Origin of the sequence: Paenibacillus sp. PK1-4R, assembly GCF_030369595.1 — a bacterium.
Lineage (GTDB): Bacteria > Bacillota > Bacilli > Paenibacillales > Paenibacillaceae > Paenibacillus.
In genome coordinates this window covers 6,869,344-6,894,603 of the sequence record NZ_CP126535.1, presented here as the reverse complement: position 1 = coordinate 6,894,603, position 25,260 = coordinate 6,869,344, and the positions used below count along the sequence as shown (strand labels likewise).

19 protein-coding genes are annotated in these 25,260 nt (G+C 43.5%); 16 read left to right on the top strand and 3 right to left on the bottom strand.

The window, feature by feature from the left end; all coding sequences use genetic code 11:
• Positions 1 to 23: 23 nt before the first annotated feature.
• Complete coding sequence (locus tag QNO02_RS29940; protein WP_289390772.1) at positions 24 to 998, bottom strand: YndJ family transporter; 975 nt, start codon at positions 996 to 998, stop codon at positions 24 to 26.
• Positions 999 to 1,405: 407 nt separating this feature from the next.
• Here QNO02_RS29940 and QNO02_RS29935 point away from each other — a divergent pair, with 407 nt between their 5' ends.
• The 7 genes from QNO02_RS29935 (at position 1,406) to QNO02_RS29905 (ending at position 9,155) form a co-directional block, all read left to right on the top strand.
• Entirely contained in the window at positions 1,406 to 3,385 is a 1,980-nt protein-coding gene (locus QNO02_RS29935) for a zinc ribbon domain-containing protein YvbJ (protein ID WP_289390771.1), read from the top strand.
• A 23-nt stretch (positions 3,386 to 3,408) separates the two neighbouring features.
• Positions 3,409 to 3,930: a zinc-ribbon domain-containing protein gene (locus tag QNO02_RS29930; protein ID WP_289390770.1), complete on the top strand. Its 522-nt coding sequence runs from the start codon at positions 3,409 to 3,411 to the stop codon at positions 3,928 to 3,930.
• Positions 3,931 to 3,948: 18 nt separating this feature from the next.
• The gene (locus tag QNO02_RS29925; protein WP_289390769.1) at positions 3,949 to 4,362 is read left to right on the top strand and encodes a hypothetical protein; all 414 of its coding nucleotides are present in this window, start codon (positions 3,949 to 3,951) and stop codon (positions 4,360 to 4,362) included.
• A gap of 21 nt (positions 4,363 to 4,383) precedes the next feature.
• On the top strand, positions 4,384 to 4,866 hold the full coding sequence (locus QNO02_RS29920; protein ID WP_289390768.1) for a zinc ribbon domain-containing protein: 483 nt from the start codon (positions 4,384 to 4,386) through the stop codon (positions 4,864 to 4,866).
• Positions 4,867 to 4,958: 92 nt separating this feature from the next.
• Positions 4,959 to 5,651, top strand: a complete 693-nt coding sequence (locus QNO02_RS29915; protein WP_289390767.1) for a hypothetical protein — start codon at positions 4,959 to 4,961, stop codon at positions 5,649 to 5,651.
• Between the two features lie 79 nt (positions 5,652 to 5,730).
• Positions 5,731 to 8,391 (top strand): VWA domain-containing protein, encoded by a 2,661-nt coding sequence (locus QNO02_RS29910; RefSeq protein WP_289390766.1) that lies wholly within the window; start codon positions 5,731 to 5,733, stop codon positions 8,389 to 8,391.
• Positions 8,379 to 9,155 (top strand): hypothetical protein, encoded by a 777-nt coding sequence (locus QNO02_RS29905; RefSeq protein WP_289390765.1) that lies wholly within the window; start codon positions 8,379 to 8,381, stop codon positions 9,153 to 9,155. Before QNO02_RS29910 ends, QNO02_RS29905 begins: the two co-directional genes overlap by 13 nt.
• 176 nt (positions 9,156 to 9,331) lie before the next feature.
• Here QNO02_RS29905 and QNO02_RS29900 read toward each other — a convergent pair whose 3' ends face one another.
• Entirely contained in the window at positions 9,332 to 9,958 is a 627-nt protein-coding gene (locus tag QNO02_RS29900) for a hypothetical protein (protein WP_289390764.1), read from the bottom strand.
• 482 nt (positions 9,959 to 10,440) lie between these two features.
• Here QNO02_RS29900 and QNO02_RS29895 point away from each other — a divergent pair, with 482 nt between their 5' ends.
• The 6 genes from QNO02_RS29895 to QNO02_RS29870 all read left to right on the top strand — a co-directional run bounded on the left by QNO02_RS29895 (position 10,441) and on the right by QNO02_RS29870 (position 18,613).
• The gene (locus QNO02_RS29895) at positions 10,441 to 12,816 is read left to right on the top strand and encodes an Ig-like domain-containing protein (protein ID WP_289390763.1); all 2,376 of its coding nucleotides are present in this window, start codon (positions 10,441 to 10,443) and stop codon (positions 12,814 to 12,816) included.
• 262 nt (positions 12,817 to 13,078) lie between these two features.
• Positions 13,079 to 15,202, top strand: coding sequence for a 5'-nucleotidase C-terminal domain-containing protein (locus QNO02_RS29890; RefSeq protein ID WP_289390762.1), 2,124 nt, complete (start codon positions 13,079 to 13,081; stop codon positions 15,200 to 15,202).
• A 365-nt stretch (positions 15,203 to 15,567) separates the two neighbouring features.
• Positions 15,568 to 16,113: a 50S ribosomal protein L25 gene (locus tag QNO02_RS29885; protein ID WP_289390761.1), complete on the top strand. Its 546-nt coding sequence runs from the start codon at positions 15,568 to 15,570 to the stop codon at positions 16,111 to 16,113.
• 416 nt (positions 16,114 to 16,529) lie between these two features.
• Positions 16,530 to 17,147, top strand: coding sequence for a hypothetical protein (locus tag QNO02_RS29880; RefSeq protein WP_289390760.1), 618 nt, complete (start codon positions 16,530 to 16,532; stop codon positions 17,145 to 17,147).
• A 319-nt stretch (positions 17,148 to 17,466) separates the two neighbouring features.
• Positions 17,467 to 18,027 (top strand): DUF4303 domain-containing protein, encoded by a 561-nt coding sequence (locus QNO02_RS29875; protein ID WP_289390759.1) that lies wholly within the window; start codon positions 17,467 to 17,469, stop codon positions 18,025 to 18,027.
• A 244-nt stretch (positions 18,028 to 18,271) separates the two neighbouring features.
• Positions 18,272 to 18,613: a hypothetical protein gene (locus QNO02_RS29870; protein WP_051447236.1), complete on the top strand. Its 342-nt coding sequence runs from the start codon at positions 18,272 to 18,274 to the stop codon at positions 18,611 to 18,613.
• Between the two features lie 85 nt (positions 18,614 to 18,698).
• Here the strand turns inward: QNO02_RS29870 and QNO02_RS29865 are convergent, their stop codons facing one another.
• Entirely contained in the window at positions 18,699 to 19,421 is a 723-nt protein-coding gene (locus QNO02_RS29865; RefSeq protein ID WP_289390758.1) for a YheC/YheD family protein, read from the bottom strand.
• 452 nt (positions 19,422 to 19,873) lie between these two features.
• On the opposite strand from QNO02_RS29865, the gene QNO02_RS29860 reads away from it, so the two are divergent.
• The 3 genes from QNO02_RS29860 to QNO02_RS29850 are packed head-to-tail and all read left to right on the top strand — an operon-like array spanning position 19,874 to position 25,124.
• A complete protein-coding gene (locus QNO02_RS29860; protein ID WP_289390757.1) occupies positions 19,874 to 20,968 on the top strand; it encodes a bifunctional glycosyltransferase family 2/GtrA family protein in 1,095 nt (364 codons plus the stop codon).
• Entirely contained in the window at positions 20,968 to 23,259 is a 2,292-nt protein-coding gene (locus QNO02_RS29855) for a glycosyltransferase family 2 protein (RefSeq protein ID WP_289390756.1), read from the top strand. Before QNO02_RS29860 ends, QNO02_RS29855 begins: the two co-directional genes overlap by 1 nt.
• 11 nt (positions 23,260 to 23,270) lie before the next feature.
• A complete protein-coding gene (locus tag QNO02_RS29850; RefSeq protein WP_289390755.1) occupies positions 23,271 to 25,124 on the top strand; it encodes a hypothetical protein in 1,854 nt (617 codons plus the stop codon).
• The last annotated feature ends 136 nt before the right edge of the window (positions 25,125 to 25,260 follow it).

Sequence of the window (25,260 nt, the reverse complement as noted above, 5' to 3'; positions counted from 1 at the left end):
GCACGAACCTGACTAAACTACTCCTATGAAGCCGATTGGTTAGCCTTTTCCTTAACGAAGTCTACCATGAACACCCAACCAATCAGTCCACATAAGACAAAACCAAACGCATGCAGAGCTCCGTAAATGGGAATGAAATCGCGTATGGTTAATGAGTACATATTTTTCAGTAACGGATAGAAGATGGAAATGACAACCACCGTGTAAAAGGCTAGGCAAGAAAGGCCTAAAAAGATGGTTGCCTTAATATCCAAAGCGTTTTTCCTCAAGTAAGTAAGGAGATAAGCGGTGTAAACCACAATATTACAGGCGAACAAAGCGACACCAATGTATTCAATCGGCTTGGAGAAAATCATACCTATAGCAATCAAGATGGGTCCGATGATATCGACGGCAACAACCCAGGGATACCAGCTTTTCTTCGTCATGATGCGTCCCAGTTCACCAATAAAAATGGGAACGATCGCAGATGAGAAATGAAAGTGGAGCGAGCTTAACGCGTGCGTTGAAGGATTAGCTTGAAAGAGGTTCAATTGATATTGATATAAGGTAAACCAAATACCCCCGATGAAAAAATAAACGAGCCCCGCACCAATTGCTATTTCCGCTGCTTTTCCTTTAGCGATCACTATAGTGGTCAAGCCATAGATGCCAAGCAGCAGTGTGAACAGTAGCCACCCAAGGGACAGAATTCCTGGGATTGCCGTACTTTCTAACCCCCACATCTTACTACTCATTACCGAAGCTAGAGTAAGAAGCGCAGCGGGAAATTGAAGCCACTTCATAGCGGCATACATCATTCGTTGATATGTATTCTTCGCGTCATGGTCCAAAAGTAAAATTACAAGAGGCACAATAACGAAAGCCGCAAACAGCAGAAATTTTTCAACAAGTTCGAATTGAAAGTAATCCAGATAAAATATCAGAATGGTTATGATTCCACCGGGAAACGCTGGTGCTACTAATGATTTCATTCGTTGCTTCAAGGAACGATTCATGGGGTTTCCTTTCTAACTACGTTTATCGTAATAACTGCCTGCATCCAGTTGTGTAGCGTTCTTTAGTATGGATCGGCAATTCTTCTTTTAGTAGACTAACACATTTATTTGTTAATGTATGAAAATAAGCCTCTCTTATTGCGAGAAGGATCGATATGGGGGAATATCAGTCAGATTCGTTGAATGGTGTACTGAGACTAAAATAGAGTGATTTTTGTTGTCTCTAGAATCGGTGAAAAAACGTTTAAAAGTAACCTTGTGCTACTCTCTTTTCGCATTTTCACTATTTTTATATGTAAAATCAACATTTTCTACTTTACAGTATAAAAATACCAGTTATATAATGGAAAATGTATCTTTTGTCCTAGTTAGCAGCGAAAATAGTATCATTATCATAGGAATGAGGAATGATAGAATTGCAAGAATGTAAGAAATGTGGGTCAACAGTCATGACTGGATATAGGTTTTGTAAAAGCTGCGGGACCCTAATCGATGTAGAAGAAGTAAAATCAGCACCTCATCACGCAGTAAACCATGAGGTAGAAGTGATAACTTCTTCGTCGGAACCGAAGCTTGACCAGGCAGCAACCAAACAAGTGGAGAATATGTCAATCAAATCCACGGATAATCTTATCCCGTCAATTGTATCAGAGTCCAGTCCCGTATTCCGTAAGGGAAAGCTACGCACAAGAATGATTTGGGCATTATCCCTGCTTCTATTTGTAGTATTGCTAATAGGTGGTTACCAAATTGGAAGCTATTGGACATCGGATGGGCGGTTAATTAGTCAATTCGAGAAATCGATCCAATCACAAGATTATAAAGCAGTAGCTTCTATGTTTACTTCTGATGAAGAGAAACTGGTTATTAACGAGCAGACTGTTAAGGATTATGTAGATTACTTGAAGGGAAATAAGGACCTAGTAAGCGATGTAATAAAAGATTTAAGGAAGCAAGCTTTCGCTCTTAAAAGCGGCGGCGAAACGGACAGCAACATCATTCATGAAGTAATGCTTCAGCAAGAGGGGAAGACTGCACTTATTTTCAAAGAATATAAGCTTCGTATCATACCAGTACATATCAATATTACAACTAATTATAAAGACACGATTATTAGAATCAATGGAGAAGAAGTTGCTGTTACAGATAAAGCTAGTTTTGATCAAACCTTCGGCCCATATTTCCCTGGCACATTCGAGCTTGAAACGGTGCTACGTACAGATTGGATCGATCTAGAGCGAAAAGAAATGGCGACAGTTATGAGTGGATGGCAGGATTATATCGCAAACATGGAACTGGACGGCACAGAGGTTACAATCAATACCGGCTATTACGATGTATCGACCCTTAAGGGAGACCTTCTTGTAAACGGCACTTCAACGGGCTTAAATCCATATGAAAAACAGACTTTCGGACCAGTCCCTACGGACGGCACTGTGAAACTATCAATTGATACGGAGCTACCATGGGGAAAAATGCGAACGGAAGAAGTACCAGTCGAGAGTAGCGTTGTGTTAATTAACATAGGAGATGTTCAAGATACTGCTCTCGAGAATGAAATGATCGAGCAAATCGTACAGTTTAATCGTGATGAGGTAGAAGCTCTGGCGACAGGCAATTTGGCCTTGCTGGGCTCGGTAACGGATAGGATATTAAGCTATGAACAGACGATCGTGGATCAAAACAGGCAGAGCACAACACCGCATCGAGTGACCTATTTAAGCTCGACATTTGATCTGGATTCCTTTGTTATCTATCAGATTGATGGAGTATGGCAAGTAAGAGTACTAACGACAGGCAAGTACAACTATGAGTACAAAGAAGGTGGAGAATGGGGAGTTGGTGTTGAAAATTCGCAAGGCAGATATTTCACGCTAATCTATGATGAGAAACGGAAACATTGGCTGATGGATGCTGTAGATATCTTCTACGATGGTGGAGAGTTCAGCGACAACCTCAAGGAGTTCGTCGAGCAAAAGGCGGTTGCACATGAAGCCGCGGTACAAAGTACGTCGAAGCAGGCAGACCTGCCGTCTTTGGAAACGTTTATACATGACTATCTGACATCATACGTAAATGCTATCAACAGCAGAGATTTCAGTCTAGTATCGGTACTATTGGATACAACAGGTCCTGCATACAAGGAGTCAGAGAAATATATCTCCTATTTGGAGAAGAAGGGCATTACAGAAGAGATTCTGAATGTAGAAGGCGTTTCTTTCCGTGTATTAGATGAAACAAGCGTTGAGGTCAGGACCAATGAGACCTTTAACATTATAGATAAGGACGGCAATCTGAAGGAAAAAAGCTACGTGAGTACATATAAACTTGTATCGCATAATGGTAATTGGAAGGTTCATACGCTGATTGAAACAAAAGAAATATAATTTTGAATAAGGTGGCTCATAAAATGTACTGCGGACAATGTGGAAACAAGCTTCAAGAACATGCGAGGCAATGCGACAACTGCGGCAAACCGGTTAGGAAATCAGCTGAGGTTAAGATAACAACAATTAATTTTAAAAAATGGGGTATAATCGTCGTTGCTGCTATTTTGGTCCTCATCTTTATTCCAAAAATGTTCAGCATTGGAGGGGATATGTCCAGTCCTAAGGGAACGGTAGCAGGATTTATTAAAGCTTTCCAAAAACAGGATGTCGACAAGATGTACAAGTTCTTTGTTCCGGATAAAGATATCAACCAGTCTGATCTGGCTTTTTTTAAAGATCAATTGAAAGAAATGATCAAGGAGCAATCCAACCAGGTCAAGGATTATAAAATCCTTGATGTGGAAATCGAGGGAAAAGAAGCGACGGTTGACTATATGATTAAGTTTCAGCGTGGGGACGAAGTGAAAACGACAGAGGACTCTTTTGATTTAATAAATGTAGGAAGTAAGTGGTACATTAATGACAGTTTTTCTAACTTTTAATCTCAAGGAGGAACAATAATGCAGCAGTTTTCGAAAGTAGTAACAGAACTGGGCAACTGGTTCCAGACAATGAAGTGGTACCCGTTCATAAGGGCAATCGAACTGCAACTATTATTTGGAGCATTGGTAATTAAGCTGTTACGGGAGTTGTTGTATGCTTTCCTACCGGTAAGCACATTTAGTACATTGAACACGATTTTCTATACTATCCCAGTAGCGGCGCTGGTACATGTTGTGTTTTTACTTACAGTATGGACGACGCTTGTGTCGAATAATGCAAAATATATGCCTTATGCATTATGGGCCTATGCATTTATTATGCTATTCCCTTTTACGGGTCTTTCCTTGTCGGGCATGATTACGCCAGCTGTATATGTATACTTGGGTTATGCGTTGTTTAGGTATTCTGCGTCATCCTATGCCTTGAAATAACGAATAGAGTTGGAGGATTAGATGATGAGCTTTTTGAATAAAATGAAATCAGGTATGAATCAGGTAAAAGATAAAGCTGCACAAACGGTAGAAATTACCCGCTTAAGCTCACAAATTTCAAGCATTCACAAAGAGAGAGCTTCCCAGCTGGAGAAGCTTGGGGAGATTGTTCATCAAGCAAATCAAAGAGGAAGGATGCAGGAATCAATAGAGCAAATTCAGCAGCATTCTACTGCTATCACACAGGTGGAGTTAGAGATTGAATCGTTGGAAGCGCAGTTACTTAGAGTCAAAGGGGGGAAACAGTGCAACTGTGGTGCTGTAATCCCGGCAGAATCAAGGTTTTGCAATACTTGCGGCAGTGAATTTAAAGCAGAATACGTTGTATCTGAACCAGCTCAGGTTGAAGCAGAGCAGCAAACGAATACCTTTTGCACCGGCTGCGGTTTGCAGCTAGAGAGCGATTCCGTATTCTGTACCTCTTGCGGAGCGAAGACAGAATAATCGCAATAACCTTAATCCGCCATATTTTTTATGGATCGGGTTGGGGTTATTTTTTTTGCTGTGAATTAAGAAGAGGATGGAGAGAGTGCACGATGAGAAAAGGACTATCAATGATATTATTTACTTTGTTTATAGCAGCGTCGATCATTTACCCGATGTTTGAGAACAAGAGTAACGCGATTGAACAGACGATTGATCCGTTCGATTATGATGAATGGCTCGCCACACAAGATGAGGTAGTAGAAGCCAAGCTCCCTTTTGACGCAGAAATTCCGATCTTCTATATGGAAGAATTGAATCTGGGTGGACTATCTTCTCATTACCAGGGCTCGGTAGTTTCGGAGCAGACATCTTTTAATAGTGATACGAAAGCCCTCTATTTCTACTCAGACCTTTATTTGCCCACAGAGGATACGCAGTTCTTGGTTCTCAGCAAAACATATGCAATGGACATCCTGCTTGAGGACAACGTGTATAACTTGAATCAAAAGGGAGACTTTAAGGTTGCTCCTATTGAGTTGGAGATCTCGGATATGCCTGATCCCATTAGGAATGAACAGAGATTATTTTTGAATGCCATCTATGAAGTGAAACTTGCGGATAACGGAGTGGATATGATCGTTAACTGGTCCTATGGTGAGCAAACCAAGCAGATTATCCTTCAGCCTGGACAAACTGAGGTAATTAATCGGGAGGACAAGGGGCTTCGTTCTCGTATGCTGTTTATTAATTATGGCAAATGGAATACCTCCGACATGACCTATGTAGAGAATACACCAATATAACCTTCAAGGAGGGAACATGGTATTAACCACACTTGGCAGTAGATGATTCTATTATATAAATAGAAAGGTGGGGCAGGGCTTGAGGAAAATAGGCATTTTGTTAATATGTTTTCTGCTATGGAACGCAACCATACCTTTGTCGTTCGGAAATGTACAGGCATCAGGTAGTAAAATCGTGCCGGTAGTCATGGTACATGGCTACAATAACAACGCAGAGGACTGGTCGGGATCGGATTTTAAAAAGTGGCTCGTTCAAAACGGTTATTCCAGCAACCATCTCTTTTATGTGGATTATGGGGAACACAGTCGCAATGATGTTACGGGCACAGCTGCGCAGAACATCATTGATAAGACTATAAGGAGTGCAATTAGTAGGAGTAAGGCGCTTGGCAACAAGGACGGCGAAATCGATATTGTCGTACATAGTATGGGCGGGTTGATTACAAGATGGTACTTGTATGACCAGAAGGATGAAAAACTGTTCGATAGCATTCGCAAGGTCGTTTTCATCGGCACGCCGAATCGTGGTTCTCAAGTTGCTTTCTACAATCGTGTATCCGATATGTTTGATGACCCGTCTGACTATTTCGGTAGCCTGGAGGATTTTAGCAATCCGGATGCACAAGATATCAAGAGGTATACGGAACTGTACGTGGAATACATAGACTTCACCTTTCAGAACCGGAAAGCGCTGAAGACATACGAAGAATGGCTTTACGATACCCATACCGAGGTTATAGCAAGAATCAAAGGACTTGAGAAAACAGGCGCAAATCCGTATAAGCAGATTGGTACGAAACCTCTGGATAGCGGGTATGCATATCGGTATTCAAAGGGATTCGCTGAATATGTCAAATTGATGTACGGGCGTATGCTAACGAAGAATCAACTGTTAGAGATAGAAACTTATGACGTCTATACTGATAAGACGGCTTATCCGGAATCAAGTAATATTGATGAAGGTACTGGGACGCTTGAGTTTATAAAAGGAAAGGCAAAGTACAAACAAAGCAGTACTGCAAAAAATATTGTACAGGACCGATTGATGTCGGAATCCTTCTCGATTTTTACCCAACTCAACAAAAAAGGCCAGAAGGAACGAGATGTTATTACAGCCAATCTGTTCTTGGATACCTTGAATCGAGGCGAAGCGGCCTATCGGTATGATCGGGTACGGTCGGGCAAGACGGTGCCTCAGTATATTACAATAGCGACTAAGACGGATCATTGGGGGACGTGGTTACCGAATATGGACTACATTGGTGTGGAGGCGTTCATGGACAATCAGCGCTGGGGTTTATGGAATTATACGCTCGACAGTGTAATCCATCATGATAGTGTGGTACCAATAGGTAATGTACATCTGCCACACGTGCTGACGGATCGGCATGTGTATAATGCAAATTTGGATATTTTGCACAGTAATCAACGGGATGCGGTTGGCCTACTGTCTGCTCAAATGCTCCACCCGTTGACGGGTTATAATGACGATGCCCATTCGATGACGGTTAGTGAAAGTCAGCCTAGTGTAATGGATGCCCCGCTGATTGTCGTCTCTGCGGATGATACGTTACGAGGCCAGAAGGTGCAGATCAAAGTCAGGAGCAATAGCTATGGTGCACTGGGTGCCTACGTGTTGGGAAGAGACAAGGAGGGAGTGGTACGTCATATTAGTCTGTTCAACAGATGCAGTACATGTACTGTGTTTTCTGCAAATGTTGAATTGGACTTTCAGCAATATGAGGATTACGTCATTCTCAATCCCGATAGCGATGATACATCTATGAGCAATGATCTATTTAATGACCACCTCCGTTATACGGTGGAGTACTCAGGGCAAGCAGATGAGAAGAGTAAGGACGTGGACTTGACCTTGATTCGCGACGAAATAAATAATGGCATTCGCAGCATTACTGTTAAGGCAACAGACCCTATAACTGGGGAGCCACTGAAGGATCTGATTACGGATGATTTTGATGTTGATAATGGATTGAAATATTACGTGAATCGTAAGCAGTGGGCTGCGATTAGCAGGGATGGTAGCCTTGCAGTCGTTTTGGATTATTCTAGCAGTATGGATGGATTGCCCCTTGCCCAGTCGAAGCAGGGAGCAGAGCAATTTGTGATGAACTTGCCCAAAGACATCAATTTAGGTGTTTATGGATTTGCAGATACAACAAAGCAGCTCATTGATTTTACGTCGGACCATGAAGCGGCAAGCCACTCGGTATATGCCAACTTCACCGGAGGCACTGCCATTTACGATACGATTGAACGTGTTGTAGCTGATTTGTCCAAAGAGCCCGGTGAGAAGTCAATACTGCTCATGACTGACGGCGCGGACGAGAGCAGTAGCACGACATTGGAATCTGCCGTTGCAACGGCAGCGGCTCATCATGTGGCTATTCATGTTGTCGGGTTAGGCGATGTGGATATTCCGGTACTTACTGAAATTGCCAATCGGACGGGAGGATTACTCTTTTTTACAGCTGATCCGGGACAGTTAGCTGCAATTTATGAGACAATCGCTGATTCCCAGTCATTGACCTACGATATTGTCATGCCTAGCGATAGCCAGTCGAAGAAGGAAGGACTGAATATTACGCTCGGCGGCGATAAGCACAGCATGCTCAGCCTAGGAGGATCAGAGGATGGCTTGCTGAACATTGCGAAAGATGAGGGGCCAGCGAGCAGTTTACAACAAATAGGGGGGAGGTTGACACTGGGATGGTGGAAGTAATGGAACAAACATCGCAAGGACGGCTAAGTAGGCTCGTACGATTGGTAGATGAGCGCATGCTGTATAGCTCGATTTTGATTGGGCTTGCGACGTATTTTCTAGGTCTAACCATAGGGATATCCCTTTATTTTCTTCTATTTATTGAATTGACGGTGAGAACCAAAGCCTCGCTTCACATGCTGATTACATTCATGGTTGTTTCCGGTGTGACTTTACTGTCGATAACACAATTTCAATACAGGGAGATTACGTATATTGCATTGCATCTCTGGGCTGTTATTATCATTCTGTGCATTATTCGCTGGATAGCGGACTTAAAGGTGGTCTCCTATCTCGGAGGCGTCATTGCTAGAACAACAAGGCTTAATCGGCTAGGCGGCCACATCGCTGCTTGGGTGCTGGCGGGTATTGCGGTCGGATATGGCACGGTACAGCTATGGTACAATACGACCACCACAGACTGGGGAGTTCTTACGATCATTGCGGTATCGCTACTACTGCCTGCTGAATCGCGGATGATGACTCTGTTCCTTTATACTGGCGTGGGTGTTTATGCGCTACTCACAACATTGATACTGTGGAAAGGTTTACTAATTATTCAATCCGATTTTTTGTTTTTTGTTCAAAGTTACTTGCCCGACCTCATGCTGCCATTTTTGCTGGCATTCAGTTATTCGAGACTGTCTTCGAAAAATAAACGCGGAGACTATCAGAATAAAAGTGTCGAAGATTATAAAGTTGATATAAATGAGCAACATGTGTAATTTCCTCTATGTAGGAAAAATCCCTCAAGAAAATGAAAAATTCAAATGCAACGCGCTATCAAGCGCAGAAGGTGGATCTACGTTCTGGGAAGGCCTCTTTTCAATTTGTGATAAATCTATCAACTTCCTTGAAAAACAAAAAAAGAGCCGCGCATCATGCGGCTCTCCCTCTGATTTTAGCGCCCGCCCGTATTCGAAGCCCAGACAGGAATCCAACTGTTAGGATAATAGTCATTGGTCAGGGTTGTGTTATAGAGAACTAAATTCCCATCACTTTGCATGACCAGTGTATCACCTGTTGTGTTAGCCGGTAAGCTGCTTCCGTGATGGCCTGGAATCCATGAGGTGGTATTAGGAGACCAAGCAGCTGTCTGTACAGAAGTATCAATCACCAAAACTTTATCCCATCCCCAACCGGTATAATATTCGAATTTACCTGTAGCCGGATTGAAACCATAACGATAACCATATTGGTAAACATCTTGATATTTCATGCCATATTTATAGATGACAGGTTTCCCGTATTGTGGTTCAAACTTGAACGAAAGAGCCCCACTGTTACTGGTACCGCTACTCCAAAGAGAAGAACCATTCTGATAGATAACAAAATTCCCGTCATTTTGCCAAATGGCTGAGAACCTGCCATCCTGGGAAGTGAGATAGTCACCCTTTGCCATGCTTTGGCCGATCGTGAGCTTATCTCCGAGATAGCCGGCAGAAGCTGTCGCTGGTACGGCAAATGCAAGAATCAACAAGCAAGCCATAAGAATTCGAAAAGATCTGGGGAAAAGTTGTCTGTTCATTGGACACGCTCCTATGTTCTTTATAAGTGGTAGTTATAGGGAAAATCGATTTACAATGCTCTACGGGTTCACCTCCTTTAATAGACAAGAAGTTGCTTGAATACATAGTATGTAAATGGATATGTGTTAACTAGAGTTGAGGGAGATGGAGGTCCGCGGTAGCTTGCTATCATAACTGCCCGTACATGTGATCACGAAATAAATATTACTTTTTATCCCATTATATCAACTAAAAAGATAAAATACATAATTTTCTATTAAAATCTTTCCGGACGATAGTGGAAGGCATAAATGAATACTTTTAACTAGTCTTACTCTCGACTTACAGTTAGTAGTTCAGCTGTGGCAAACGATTTATTTTTATTTGTGGATATAGGAATTTGGACGAATGTGTCGAATGATTGATTAGTTTGAATTTGAAGTATTTCAAAAGAGTTTCAGATGATTTTTTTTATCCAGAGGAAAGATACGAGGAGGGTCATATGAATTTTGGCAAAAGGATAGGGAGCTTCATTCTGGTCTTGTCTCTCATTACAGGACTGTTGTACTTAAAACCATCGGATAAGGTGTATGCTGCGGCTCCAACGTCAACAATCACAATGGATAATACGCTGCTGAAAATTGGTAGCACATCAAAGGTAACCTTTACTTTCTCGGAAGCGGTACAAGGGTTGGATACTGGAGACTTAACGGTTCCAAACGCTACACTGACTGCACCTTCATCTTCAGATGGAGGCATTACGTGGACCGCAACTCTCACACCTGACCTCGGCATTACAGATGCAACCAACGTCATTACTCTCGACAATGGGGGTGTGATGAATCAGGACCGTATTGTAGGTGTAGGTATAACCACCTCGAATAATTATGAGGTCAATACCCCCCGGCCAAAGGCAACGATTGTTGTAGCCGATACAACACTGACCATTGGCAAGACATCACAGGTAACGATCACATTCTCTGAGGCCGTGACAGGTTTTACCCTCGCAGACCTTGCGGTGACGAATGGAACAATTCACAATCTAGCCACCAATGATAATATTAGCTATACAGCAGAACTAATCCCGCCTGTCGGCATGACTGCTGGAACCAACAAGATTACACTCGACAATACGGGTGTGATAAATCAAGGCAGCATTGCAGGCACAGGAACAACAGACTCAAATAACTTCGCAATCGATACAGTAAGGCCCACAGCAATGATTGTCGTAGCCAATGCTGCACTTACCGCCGGGAAGACATCGGAGGTCACCTTCACGTTTTCCGAAGCAGTAACAGGCTTTACCAATGATGATCTGACCGTTGCAAACGGTACGCTGAGTGCCGTTAGTTCTTCAGATGGAGGCATTACATGGACCGCGATATTGACGCCGACTGTGGGTATCACGAATGGAACGAATAACATTACGCTTAATAATACAGGCATCAATGATGTTGCAGGCAATGCCGGCACGGGTAAGACGGATTCGAATAATTATACGGTTTATACCGCCCAACCAACGGCAACGATTGTTGTAGCCGATACAACGCTGACCAGTGGCAAAACATCAGCGGTAACGATCACATTCTCTGAGGCTGTGTCGGGTTTTGATAATGCGGATCTGACGGTTGCGAACGGTACCCTGAGTGCTGTTCATTCATCCGATGGGGGCGTGACGTGGACAGCTACGTTAACACCTCAAGCTAACGTGAGCAAATCGGTCAATGTCATCACCCTTCAGAATAATGGAGTGTCCAACGGTGCTGGTAATGCAGGACAGGGTATAACGGAGTCCAATCCGTATTCAGTTTTCACTGTACAGCCCGTACAAACAACAAGTCCGAGTACTCCTTCTGCACCAACGGCTCCGATAGACAATATAGTCACTTCAACAACGGGTAAAATAACCGTTCCGATGGGTAAGTCAGGCGTTGTTAGCTTGGGCAAGGAGATTCAAATCTCAATTCCAGCAGGAGGATCACCTCAAGAACTGACTTTGTCGATTGATAAAGTATCTGATACCGAAACTCTGCTAAGAAATAAAGAGATTCTGGCCAGCCCGGTATTTGAGCTTCTGAAGAATTTCACAGAGAACTTTCTCAAGCCGGTAAAAATGACATTTACATTTGATTCATCAGGTCTTGAGAGTCATCATTCGGCAGCTGTATTTTATTATGATGAAGTGAATAAGGCATGGGAGAAAGTGGACGGAGGTATTATAAAAGGGAACCAAATCATAGTCGAGGTTAATCACTTTACGAAGTATGCAGTCCTTGTTGTAGATAAAATCAGCGGAAAGCCGGTCTTGAATAATCCGGTTGAACCCACGACGGAACCTGGTTTTGGCGATATCTCGGGACACTGGGCAGAAGCAAGAATTAAACAAGCTTTAAGCAGCGGTATGATTACCGGTTATCCGGATGGAACGTTCAATCCGGGGAAAAACGTCACACGTGCCGAGTTCTCAGTCATGCTGATGAGTGCGTTGAATTCACAAAAAGCTGGAGTGGAACTGGTATTCTCAGATAAAACGGAAATTGGAGCTTGGGCCAAAATGGCAGTCTCGCAAGCCGTGCAAGAAGGCATTCTTAGCGGTTATCCGGATGACACGTTCCGGCCGAACGCCAATATAACACGTGCCGAGATGGTAGTGATGGTTGCGAATGCGCTCAAGGTATCTACTATAGGAAATGATGCAACGTCTTTTTCAGATGAGAAATCTATTCCTGTTTGGGCAAAAACCTCTGTGGCAGCCTTGAAGAAACTTGGCCTTGTCGAAGGTATGGGTAACAACGATTTTAAACCTAAATCACCAACCACCAGAGCAGAGGCTGTTGTTATATTGATGAACATGTTAGATAAAACCAAAGCAGAATAGTAATTAACAGAGAAACATCTCTACCTCTATAGAGAGGAAATTGGGGTGAAAGATACTCTTGCAGTTGAGTGTTCTGAGCAATTATATGAAGGAAATAAAGGCACCCTGTAGGGTGTCTTTATTTTTAGCTAGTAGTAACTATGCATCTCCTCTATAAATCTCCCAAAATTTTTACATACATTTTATATATTTAATGATTTTTATGAATTGAACTATGGTAAAATATCTCAGGATCTAAAATTGGAGAGGGGTTTTTTCATTCATGTTTTGGAAAAAAGTTTTGGGTAAAAGCACACTGCGTGTAGCTACTGCTGCACTATTACTCACGCAACTATTGGGCGCAGCGGGTTCTGTCTCTGCCGCAGGTAACGATGTAGAAGTTCACTTGATTGGAATCAATGATTTCCACGGTCAGTTAGATACCACATCAATGGTGGGTGATAAGAAGGCAGGAACGGCTCCAATTCTAGCAACCTACCTCAAAGAAGCGCAAGCCAAATATGAACACTCCCTACTCTTCCATAATGGAGACTCTGTTGGTGCATCTGCTCCAGCCTCATCTTTGGATCGTGACGAGCCTACCATGGAATGGATGAATATGATGGGCTTTGATGTAGGGTCCTTAGGGAATCATGAATTTGACCAAGGTGTCGCTGCTTTGAAAGCACAAATCTTTGGTGGCCTTGATCCAAAAGAAGGAAAAGTAACGCATGCCGGTGCAAAATTTGATTACGTCAATGCAAACGTGATTGAAACTGCCACAGGAAAAACATTGATTAAGCCGTATGTGATTAAAGAAGTGGGCGGAGTCAAAATTGGATTTATCGGACTAGTGACGAAATCCACACCTGCCAAAGTATCTCCATCTGGGACAGCTGGCGTACGTTTCTTGAGCGCAGAAGAAGAAGTGGAAGCCGTTAATAAATATGCTAAAGAATTGCAAAACCAAGGTGTAGAAACGATCATTGTTTTGGCACATGATCCAGCAACAACCAAAGAAGGCGTAACTACTGGAGAAGCAGCTGATCTGGCAAAAGCTTTACCGGCGGATTCCCCTGTTGACGTTATCGTTGCAGGTGACAATCATGCATTGGCTAACGGTGAAGTGAATGGAAAGTTGATCGTTCAAGCTTATTCCTATGGTACGGCGTTTGAAGATATCAAGTTGATGATTGACCCTGCTACCGGGGATGTAACTGAAAAATCAGCGACTGTTACAACGACTTTCCAAGAGGGTGTAAAAGAAGACCCTGAATCTTTAGCTATTATTAAAAAATCATTGGACAAGCATCCTGAGCTGACGAAGCCAGTAGGTACAACGGATGGTTCTGTTACCCGTACAGATGCTTATAATAACGAAGCCCCTCTAGGCAACCTCATTGCAGATTCAATGCGTGAAGCAGACTTTGGGGATAAGGCAAGTGCTGCTGACTTTGCATTTATGAATCCAGGCGGTATTCGTGCGGATCTGCCACAAGGCGATGTGACCTTTGCTGATCTTGCCAAAATCCAACCGTTCGGTAACACTCTAGTGAAGCTGGAACTGACTGGCGAACAAATTAAAACTTTGTTGCAACAACAATGGGGTACCAACGCTGACGGTACACCTAATACCAAAACACTTCAAATCTCTGGTTTGAAATACACTGCAGATTTCAATAAGCCGGTCGCAGAACGTGTTACTGGTCTTAGTCTTGAAGATGGTACACCTATTGATCCTGCAAAAACATATACGGCTGTAGTTAACAACTTTATGGCTGCAGGTGGAGATAACTATAAAGTGCTGCTGGATGCTAAATCATCCCTGGCAGGTCCTATCGATCTGGATGTATTCTACCAATACATCGTAGATACGTATAAAGGCGGTAGCATCAAATCTAAAAATGAAGGACGTATCACAAACCTGGCTGCATCTACCGAGCCAACAGAAACGCCTGTAACAACAGAAGTCATTTCTCGTGCTGAATTTGTAAGTGCTCTGGTCGACATGTTGAAACTTAACGAAGTAGCTACAGCACCTGCATTCAAGGATGTTGCAGCTAATGCTGCATATGCAGACGCGATTGCTGAAGCTACGCATGCTGGATTTATTCAAGGGTATGGTGGAAACTTCTATCCTGATCGGGATATCACGCGTGAAGAAGCTGCTACGATTCTTGCTAAATTGGTAAAAGATCAAGCGACTGATAAAGACGCTGCTACGATTATTGCTAGTTTTGAAGATGGTAAATCCGTGTCTGCTTATGCAATTAAACCTATGGCAAAATTGATTGACAAAGGTATTTTTGCTGGAACAGATAAAAAATCACTTCAACCTAAACAAGGTCTTACTACTAACGATGCAAAAGCATTGATTGAAAAAGCTGTTGCAGCAAAAGCTTCATAATTTAGAACTTATTCAAACTTTATATTAATAGGGGCTCTTCCTGACAAAGGAAGAGCCCCTTCTGCTATAAATACTAACAGCGGTTCTTCACCAGCAATACCTTTACTCATCTGTTCGATTACTTCGGGTTGATCGACAAAAGTATGTTTCTATGATAGGGTGGAGGCATCCCATAGGCATTCTACTCTTCGGAGTAGAGTGCCTTCATGTATATTATGGGAGCTTACATTAAATGTATTTTAAAATCAATTGGATCGTATATGGAGGTGGTGATGCTATGTTTCTCTCTTTAGCCCCAACAGGGGATGGTTGGATGAGTATTAAAAATGTGAAAATATCATTTAATAAAGAGGAGCGAACATAGCATGACTACTCGTTTTCAGGCGGAGACCCGCATTCCATTAAATTCTTCTCGACTTAAGGATCTACGTAAATCCGGGCGTTTGCCAGGTATTGTTTTTGGCAGAAATACGGAGAATGAGATGATTCATATTCCAACAATAGAATTTCAGAAGTGGTTGAAGCAAGGAGCGTCTGGTTTTATCGAATTGCAGTTTGAAGAGAAAGGCCCATTGACCGTATTATTGGAAGACCTTCAACGTGATTCGGTTACACGAGATTTGATTCATGTGGATTTTCAACAGGTGCAGACCAATGAGATCATGCGCACTAAAATTCCTGTCAAGTTCAATGGCACACCGATTGGCACAAAACAGGGCGGTGTCGTGCAAGTTCAATTAGCTTCTATTGAAGTGGAGGCATTGCCGAGACACTTGCCAACGTCGATTGAATTTGACATTAGTACTATGGAACTTGGAGAAACGTTACATGTAAGTGATGCAACGTTTGCTCCAGATGTAACGGTGATCTCTGAGGGGAATGAGTCTCTTCTCTCTGTAGTTAAACCTTAACAATTCCAAATTCGCAGAGCTGAATAAGTCAAAATTAGCCGTACGGGTGATCATCCGTACGGCTAATTTGTGCTGATCACGATATGTTGGCGTGCCCCCATCCTCACAAAGCGGGTAATCTAAAATTCACCTTACGTATGTCTTTTGCTCGCGTACAGGCGCAATGATCCTGATATTTCGCTACCCTTTCAAAGTTCATTCGCAAAATTCAGGTGTAAAGTAGGTAGACTCAGGAAAGGTAATCACTATAATGGAAATAAGATACATATAAGTTGATATATAAGAACAGATACGGATGAATTAACGCTCAATATAGAGATAGAGATAGAGATATAGATGAGGAAGAGCGGTGGGTAAACCTGAACTGCTAAGTTCAATGGCATAACATTTCTAAACAGGGCGGTGAGCGAAAAAAAATGGACAAATTAAAGAATAGCGGATTCTATAAACTGAGATTCTTCATCACTCCTGAAGAGTTTAAAAGCCTTTTGCAGCTTTTGGAGCATCGGCAAGCGCAATTCTATCGTACCAATGCTGCCCGAACAGAGCATGATTATAATCAGGTGTACGAGGAGTATCAGACGTTCTATCAGTATTTTGTGGCAGGAGAAAAGAGAGATGACATCCATCCCTTCTTTGTTTACTCTATTTCGATTGCATCGGATCAAGAAAGTTCAGGATTTTTTGTGAGAAATGAAGGGGTTTCTTTTCCATATCACGGAGAATGGGCAGAGGATGAACTGCCGTGTATCTTGCTTTCATTTCCGAAAGGTTTTCAAGTTAATGTGGAAGATGAAAAAGGAAAGTACTATATGTATGAGGATATCCGGGACCATAAGCCGCTAACCTATGCGTTTTTCGATGAAATAAGAGACTCTATCAAAAAAATGACCAAACCCCTTCGCTTCTCAGCCCATGATGCAGATGCGATGAAGGAGCAAAAGCCCTCTGTGCGTATAAGCCATGATGCAATGCACGAATTGAGCCAATCGTGGATATTCAGTAAATATGGACTTGTGATTCATGGCAAATAGGAGGGGGACGAAATGACGTTCGCCCTAAATATTATCTGTACCTGGGTACTGCTAGTTGCCTCATGTTCCGCAGTATGGTGGAGCTTCAGAACAGAAAAGCTTATAACCATCTCCTGGCTGGCATTTTTGCTACCGGCTGTTTTCCAGCTAGCTACCGCTTTCCGGATCGGTCCAGGCCAAGCAAAGTCACTCATTGTGTTCGGCTGCATCAATCTGGTGTTTACTATCCTTGTGGGTGCGGGTGTTTGGTATCTAGTCCAAATAGCCAATTCATATCGAAGGGGCAAATGATCAACGAATGGAAAGGGGAACTCTAATCGTGAAGCCAATACAGGAAATAGAGACACTGGCCATAGAGATTGCTGCTGCCGCCAGAACGTCTTTTTGCACTCTTTTTGAAAATGGTGAACGTTACTATTATTGTACGTTATACACTACTGGAGAAGGACATGCGCCAAGCATCTCTGCCTGGTCGTGGGAAGCTTTGGCGTTGGAGTCGGCTAGGCAAGCAGAAGAAAGTGATACGCCGGTATCCACGATTGCGGATCTCATCAAATGGTCGTATGCGGATTCGCCCTATTGTTGTTTTGGGGATGATCACTTTGACGGTGTCAAACAACGATATAACGAGCGTCCTTTCATTGCGGATCTGGAGTATGATGATTGGAATCGCGAGTTGGATGTGAGGCTGAACGCTATGGAGCTGGCGATGAAAATGCTCGATGATGAAGGCATATTTGCCTTAAATCAACCGCGAGAGTCCGTATGTATCCTTGTTGAAGTCATACCGCCGGATACGATCAATACCGAAATCGCCTTACGTTTGAATCGGGCGGAATCCCCGGCTATGCAAGCATGGTTGGCGGAGGCGGCAGAATAGAAGCATCTGCATTTGGGGAGTTTTGAACGTCTATGATTTATCGTTTCGACTCAATTGGCCCAATAAGATGCTACTGACAGTAGGACTATAATTCTCGAACCACCTTTGCACATGAAAGAGTGGTTCTTTTTTGTGTCTGCGACCCTCGGACAAACACACTTTTTCTACCTTGTCCACATTTATACCTCACCAAAACTATTTAATTGCATTTAATAGACTATCAATAAAAAAGGAGGTTTTGAGAATGGGAAATAGAAGACCTGGAGCACCAAGAGGTGGTTATGACCCCGTTCAGATCTATAACTCGACTTCATTTAATGCGAGTGGAGTAGTGGAGTATGCATCTATCTTCTGTAGTAATGATAGATATAGTGTTCAGCGTGATGAGACTTGGAGATCTTCCGGCCGTGGTGTGTGCCTGGTAACTAGAATCACCGCGACAGTTAGAACACCGAGTGGAAATATTGAGGCTGAACCGTATACCTCTTCTGGTACTTCGTACAGCCAGTTCGCCATTATACAGGTAGGGGTAAATCAGTTCCGAGTGACACGTGTTACAAGTGCGATTAGAAAATGCCGGAAATAACCGAAGAGGGTTAATATCAAGAACAGATACTAAACAGGAAGAGACGACTGGCCATGAGTAAAAGGGCTGGTCGTCTTCTTTTGCTTTAATGTTCTTTGTACCATAATATTCTGCGGTGCATCGAGGAATCTTTCAAAAGTCGGAAAGGCCGTAAGGCTGGTTGATAATTGCCTTCGATAATCCAAATTCGCCGTTTCTTGTCGATGGCTATATCGAACCCGACTTGTCTAAGCATAGGGTAATGCTCTCCCAATCGTTTGGCAGCTAATCGTGCAACTTGTTCCGCTCTGACAAGTAAGCGCCGATCTCCAATTCGAGCTAGTCTCAGTGCTTTAAGAACCGGAATGGGGCGGTTATTCACATTGGTGACTTGGTATCCTTGTGCTGCGACTTTAGCATAGGAACCTGTCACGTTCCAAGTGGACGAGGAACTCTTTTTGCGCTGAACCATGATCCGAATGTCGAACGGCCTGTGTTTAATTTGAGCAAGCTGCAGACGCTTTTGGACAATATATTCATCACTTTTGATTGTTTGTTCGAACCATTCGAGTAACTGCTCGTTGTCTCTCATGGTGACTGTGTTATTTTCATTTTGAATACGATAAGCATTTGCACCGCTTCGTTTAATGAACAGGATACCCCTTCCGTAACTGCCATTACGAGGTTTCAGTACAACGCTGGGATACTGAAGAAGCATCTTCGTTAGCGTATCCTTCTCAAGCAACTGTGTTTCTGGCAAACGTTCAGCTAGAGAGGGCTCATCGCGCAGAATGCCATACTGCAACCATTTGTCTCTTTCGAATAACATTGGAATCACAGCCTTTTTCAATCGTCTACGGTAATTCTAATTCAAATTCGTGATCCGCATAAGTGGCCATTCGTCCAGATTTGTAAGTCGATGCATGTCCAATCGGTCGATGGAGACAGAAGATGAACTTTTGCGAGAAATGACTGCACTCTGGGGAGGTGTTCATTCAAGCTTCGAGTGGCTTCTGGATACGCAGGCTCACTTCTATCACCACCATGGATAACGGCATGCGGTGCTGGTACATGTACTGAAACAAGAGCCAAATGTGAAATGGTTTGAGTAGTACTAGACTAACCTCCCGATAGTTCTTTTTACCTATAAATTAGCTTGTAAAAAGTGCGACTTTTTTACTAATAAATATACAGATTATTCGTTTACTGTATGCCTTTTCGATGTTATACTCACAATATTCAAAAAAATTGTTGAAATATGTCGAATTGAGGCTTATCAGGATGATTATAGGTAAACAAAACGGCGAAGCGATCATCCTCATTCCATCACTTGAACCGGATGAGAGACTTCCAACCTATGTACGGCAATTGCGAGAGTATGGCTTGACCAATATTGTTATTGTGGACGACGGATCGGGTGAGGCCTACCAGTCGATTTTCGAGGAGCTTCGTGAGAATGGTTGTGCTCTGCTAACACATGCGGAAAATCAGGGGAAGGGTGCGGCACTTAAGACCGGATTTCAGTATATTGCTCAGCAATTAGATGCATCTTCCTTCGTTGTAACCGCTGATTCAGACGGACAGCACGCAGCTGAGGATGTCTACCGTATAGCCCAAGAAGCAAGGCTTCATCCAGATTCGTTGGTGCTCGGGGTAAGGAACTTCAGTGAGGGGAACATACCGCCAAAGTCCCTGTTAGGCAATCGGATGACCTCCTTTATTTTTGCCATGCTGTATGGTAAAAAGCTGTCAGATACCCAGACTGGGCTTCGTGCCTTCGGTCCAGGGTTACTTGCGTTTATGCAGGATGTTCGCGGTATTCGATTTGAATATGAGCTTCAGATGCTCATCTCGTGCATTCAGTCTGGCATACCGATTCATACCATGCCAATCCAAGTCATTTATGAAAATGGCAATGCGGGAACTCATTTTAAAGCAATCCAGGATAGTACCCGAGTAATGGGTGTGTTGTTCTCCAATTTTCTGCGGTTCATTTCATCATCGGTGGCCAGTTCTGTTGTTGATTTGGGTATCGCCTGGTTTTTGATCGACGCCTTACGGCCCGTGTTGGGTGAGCAGCACTATCTAAGAATTCTGCTTGCAACTGTGATTGCGAGAGTGATTTCCATTGTGGTCAACTATGTACTGAACAGACATTTTGTATTCCGCAAGGAGGATAGCCAGGGAAGTCTATGGCGCTATCTGACGTTATGCGGAGTGGTGATCTTGCTTTCCAGTACCGGTGTATATATATTCCATACCGTTCTCTTCGTAGATGAGAAATTGGCGAAATTCGTCTGTGATGCCTTGCTGTTCCTGCTCAGTTTCCAATTGCAGCGAAGATGGGTATTTGCAGCAAGGAGGAAGCAGCTGTAGTGCAAAACGAAAAAAGGCAGAATATCTTTTTTGTCATCACGATGATCCTGATGTCGATTTATTTGGTATGGCGTACGTTCTTTACGTTGCCATGGGGTGAAGGCGTACTGAACGTCATTTTTGGTATGCTGCTGATTGTGGCTGAAGCGGTCACCGTACTGACAACCTTTGAATTATTCTTTCAAAAGATGCAAAAAGAACGTACACAGCTCGACTTTCCAATCGTTCCGCCGGAGTACTATCCGGATGTGGATGTATTTATTGCTACGCATAATGAGCCTGTTGATCTGTTATATAAAACCGTTAATGCCTGTACGTTCATGGATTACCCGGACAAGCAGAAGGTTCATATCTATCTCTGTGACGATGGAGCAAGACCAGAGGTAGAGGAGCTTGCCAGACAGTTTGGCGTGGGATATCTGGGGTTCCCCGGAAACAAGGATGCCAAGTCTGGTAATCTGAACAATGCACTGAGCAAAAGCTCTTCGCCGCTCATTGCAACGTTTGATGCGGATATGATTCCACAACACACCTTTTTGATGAAAACGGTACCCTATTTCATGCTCTCCACGTTTATTAAGGAGAATGAGGTATGGCGTCCTCGCCGAGAGGATGAGATGGACCCTAAGTTCAAGCTTGGGCTGGTACAGACCCCGCAGAGCTTCTACAATCCGGATCTATTCCAGTTTAACCTGTATGCAGAGCAAGGCATTCCGAATGAACAGGATTTCTTCTCCAGAGAAGTGAACATCCTGCGTAATGCCTCCAATGCGGTAGCCTATACAGGAAGTAATACGATCATTTCTCGGCAGGGTATGGAAGACATAGGAGGTTTTCCGCTCAATACGATCACCGAGGACTTCGAGACAAGCATCCGCTTGCAACAGGAAGGTTATATTACTTATGCGACTCAAGAGGTTCAAGCTGCCGGGCAGACAACAACAACAGTGAAGAGCATGATTAAGCAGCGGATTCGCTGGGCAAGGGGTATCATTCAGAGCCTGCAGAATACGCGTGCACCCTTGTCTAGGAAGCTTCCTTTCTGGACGAGAGTAACCTACTTAAGCAGTTTCTTATACTGGTGGTCCTTCTTTAACCGGTTGATTTTCATTTTGGCCCCTATCTTGTTTGCGTTATTCGACTTCCAGATTGTGAACACAACCTTCTGGCAAATCTTAATATTCTGGCTTCCATCTTATTTCTTCTACAGTGTATCCATGCGATATCTGTCCAGCAATATTCGGAATCAGCGCTGGAGTCAGGTTATCGATACCATATTCATGCCTTATCTGATCTGGCCGGTTCTCCTGGAGACGCTGGGTATTCGTGAGAAAAAATTCAAGGTCACCAACAAAAGCAGAGCAAGCGGTCGACAATGGATGTCTGCTCTGTTATATGCACTTCCGCATATCTTCTTGCTGTTGCTATCCATTGCAGCCGTGATTCGGTATGTCAATGGCAAGTACGGCATTGCGCTGTTCTTCAGCAGTATCATTATTTTCTGGCTGATTCATAACATGATTGCGCTGTGTTACGCCCTGTTCTTCATGATTGGCCGCCGTGCGTATCGGGAGACAGAACGGATTCGGGCGCAGGAAGATGTCACGATTCATGACCAAGCCAACAATCTGCGATATCAGGCCAAGACGGTGGATGTATCCGAACAAGGGATTGCCTTTTATGTCCCTTATCCCATTTATTTGGCTGAGCAGAAGATCATCTCTCTGGTCGTCAAAACCGAGCGATATGAGGCGAACCTCGATGCAGTCATCGTTTATGTGAAACAGGATGGGGAGGGCTGGCGTTATTCTGCAACGGTTCAGCCGGTCGATGAGAATGATAACCGCCAATACATGCAAATCATCTACGACCGTAAACACTCATTGCCAGAGCAGATGAATCTGTGGGATACGGCTTATGACGATATGCTTCGCAATGTGAAAAAACGGATTGTTCAACCCAGATCGGATCAGCGAAAAATGCCGCGGCTTTCCCTTCAGCTTCCAGTTCATTTCACCAATGATGCTAGCTGTACGCTGCGCAGCTTCAATTATCGTTTCTTCTCCGCGACGGGTTTCCATGGTGATATTGCGGCAGGAGCGGTTGTTACTTTTTATACGAAGAGTAATATTGAAGTCATTTTGCAACATACGGGAAAAACGACAGCCCGTGAGCGCGAAGTGCTTCTCTCGGTGGAGAATATCGATGATATTGTGGAGAAGGGCCTGATCGACCAATTGCTGACGGATCTGATTCAGCCACATTCCGATCGTTCCACCAGAGAGGGTTAGGAGAGATAAAGATGCTCACTGTGCTTCATTTTGTGATGGGAGTTTTATTGATATTCTCCTTTCTTGGTTATATGCAGTTTGTACGGAAGGCACTTTCACTGCGTTGGGAGTTCATCCCTGTATTCGTGTTTTCCTCGATTGCCTGCATTGTTTTTCTGAGTGGTTTGGCAGGGCAGCTCTTTACGGGTAGCCTTGTCATCCTGATTGCAGGTTTGCTTTTGTATGGGGGAATGTTGTTTCTCAGGCTGCGCCGAGGGGCATCATTACGTATGTCTTTTTCCATATTCCAATTTTCATTCCTGGCAGGGACTTTTGTTTTCTTGCTGGTGCTCTTTCAGAACCAATTAACACATTACGATAATTTCTCGCATTGGGCTATCGTATTAAAGCAGATGCTGAGTACAGACGCCTTTCCGACGCCAGACTCCAACCTGATTGATTTTAAAAACTATCCGCTGGGGACTTCGTCATTTATTTATTATGTCTGTCGCTTCATGGGGCACTCCCAGTCCGTAATGCTCTTGGCACAGGGATTGCTTATCTTTTCCTGTTTTTATGCCATGTTTGGCATTGTTTCGGAGAAGAAACGCTTTCTTCTGTACGCTTTTCTCGGACTCGGGTTATCTACACTTTCTTTTTTCAATCTGACGATTCGGATCACGAATCTACTCGTGGATTTCTTGCTTCCAATCTACGCGCTTGCGATCCTGGCGGTTATTTACCAATATCGTAATGAGATCAAAAAAGCATGTATTGTTGTTCTTCCGCTTGCGGGATTGCTGACCATTATCAAAAGCACAGGTATTATTTTCGCCGCGATCGGCCTGATTTTCCTGGTGTATACATGGTTAAAACATAAGCAAAAGTTCGATTGGAAAACAGCACTCGCTGTTGTGGGCACGATCTGCGGTGTGCTAATTCCCTACTTCGGATGGAGCTTGCGAATGGCAACGGTGTTCCAAGGGATTGATAACAAGTTCGATGTGGCTGCCTCGGGGATTCAAGCCGGCAAAACGCCGGAGCAGATGCATGAGATTCTGTGGACTTTCCTCAAGGCAAGTACGGATCTGACGACACGGCCAGTGATCGGCATTGTTATTTTCCAGCTTATCGCAATCGCAGCATCTGTATTTGCCATCGTTGTGCTCAAGAAGAAGTGGAACTTATGGAAAGCATTAATTGCTTTGGACGTTGTACTGTTACTGTATTATGCAGGTATTCTGGCGTTGTATCTCTTCTCCATGCCATTGGATGAAGCCATTGTCCTGGCAGGCTTTGAGCGTTATGCATCGAGTATCGTGGTGCTGTTCGCCGGTGGGCTGGTGTTGTGCGCTGCAATCGACCTGGAGCGATCATTTCACTATCGGATCGGTGAAGTGCCTGATTATCAATCCTTTAAGACGGTTGAGACGAAGGGGCATTATCAGAAAGGCATTATCGGTTGTATGGCGGTTGCGGCCACCATCCTTTTGTCCGAATATAATGGTATCGTCTCTATCGCCCAAAGTTATGATACTACGCTCCCTTACAAGATTCATGCGGTTACTGGTGATCGGTGGTACTCAGGTGGTCAAGAGGATAACAACAGATATCTCTTCTACGCCTCAGACAGGGACCAGCAGGTCACGAACTATTACATGCAATATGTAGGGAAGTATTTCTTGTATGCTCCACATGTAGACGGGATTGTGTTGTTCTATGAGGACAATATGGACAACCTTCTGAGCGGCTACGATTATCTAGTGGTCGTCGAGACCGATCTCAACGCCAAGTGGTTGCTGAAAAAGCATTATGGCATCGACATGCAGGAGGGTATCTACAAAATCACCCGTTCCGGGGATCAGATCGTTCTTACGTTGACTTGAGATCATAGATGTTGAAACCCTGTTCCGGACATCCGGTCAGGTAAGATTAAATACATGATTGTATATAGAGTCCCCTTAAATATAGCCCGCTATAGCTAATACCTATAGCGGGCTATAACTCTTTCGTAGAACAGCT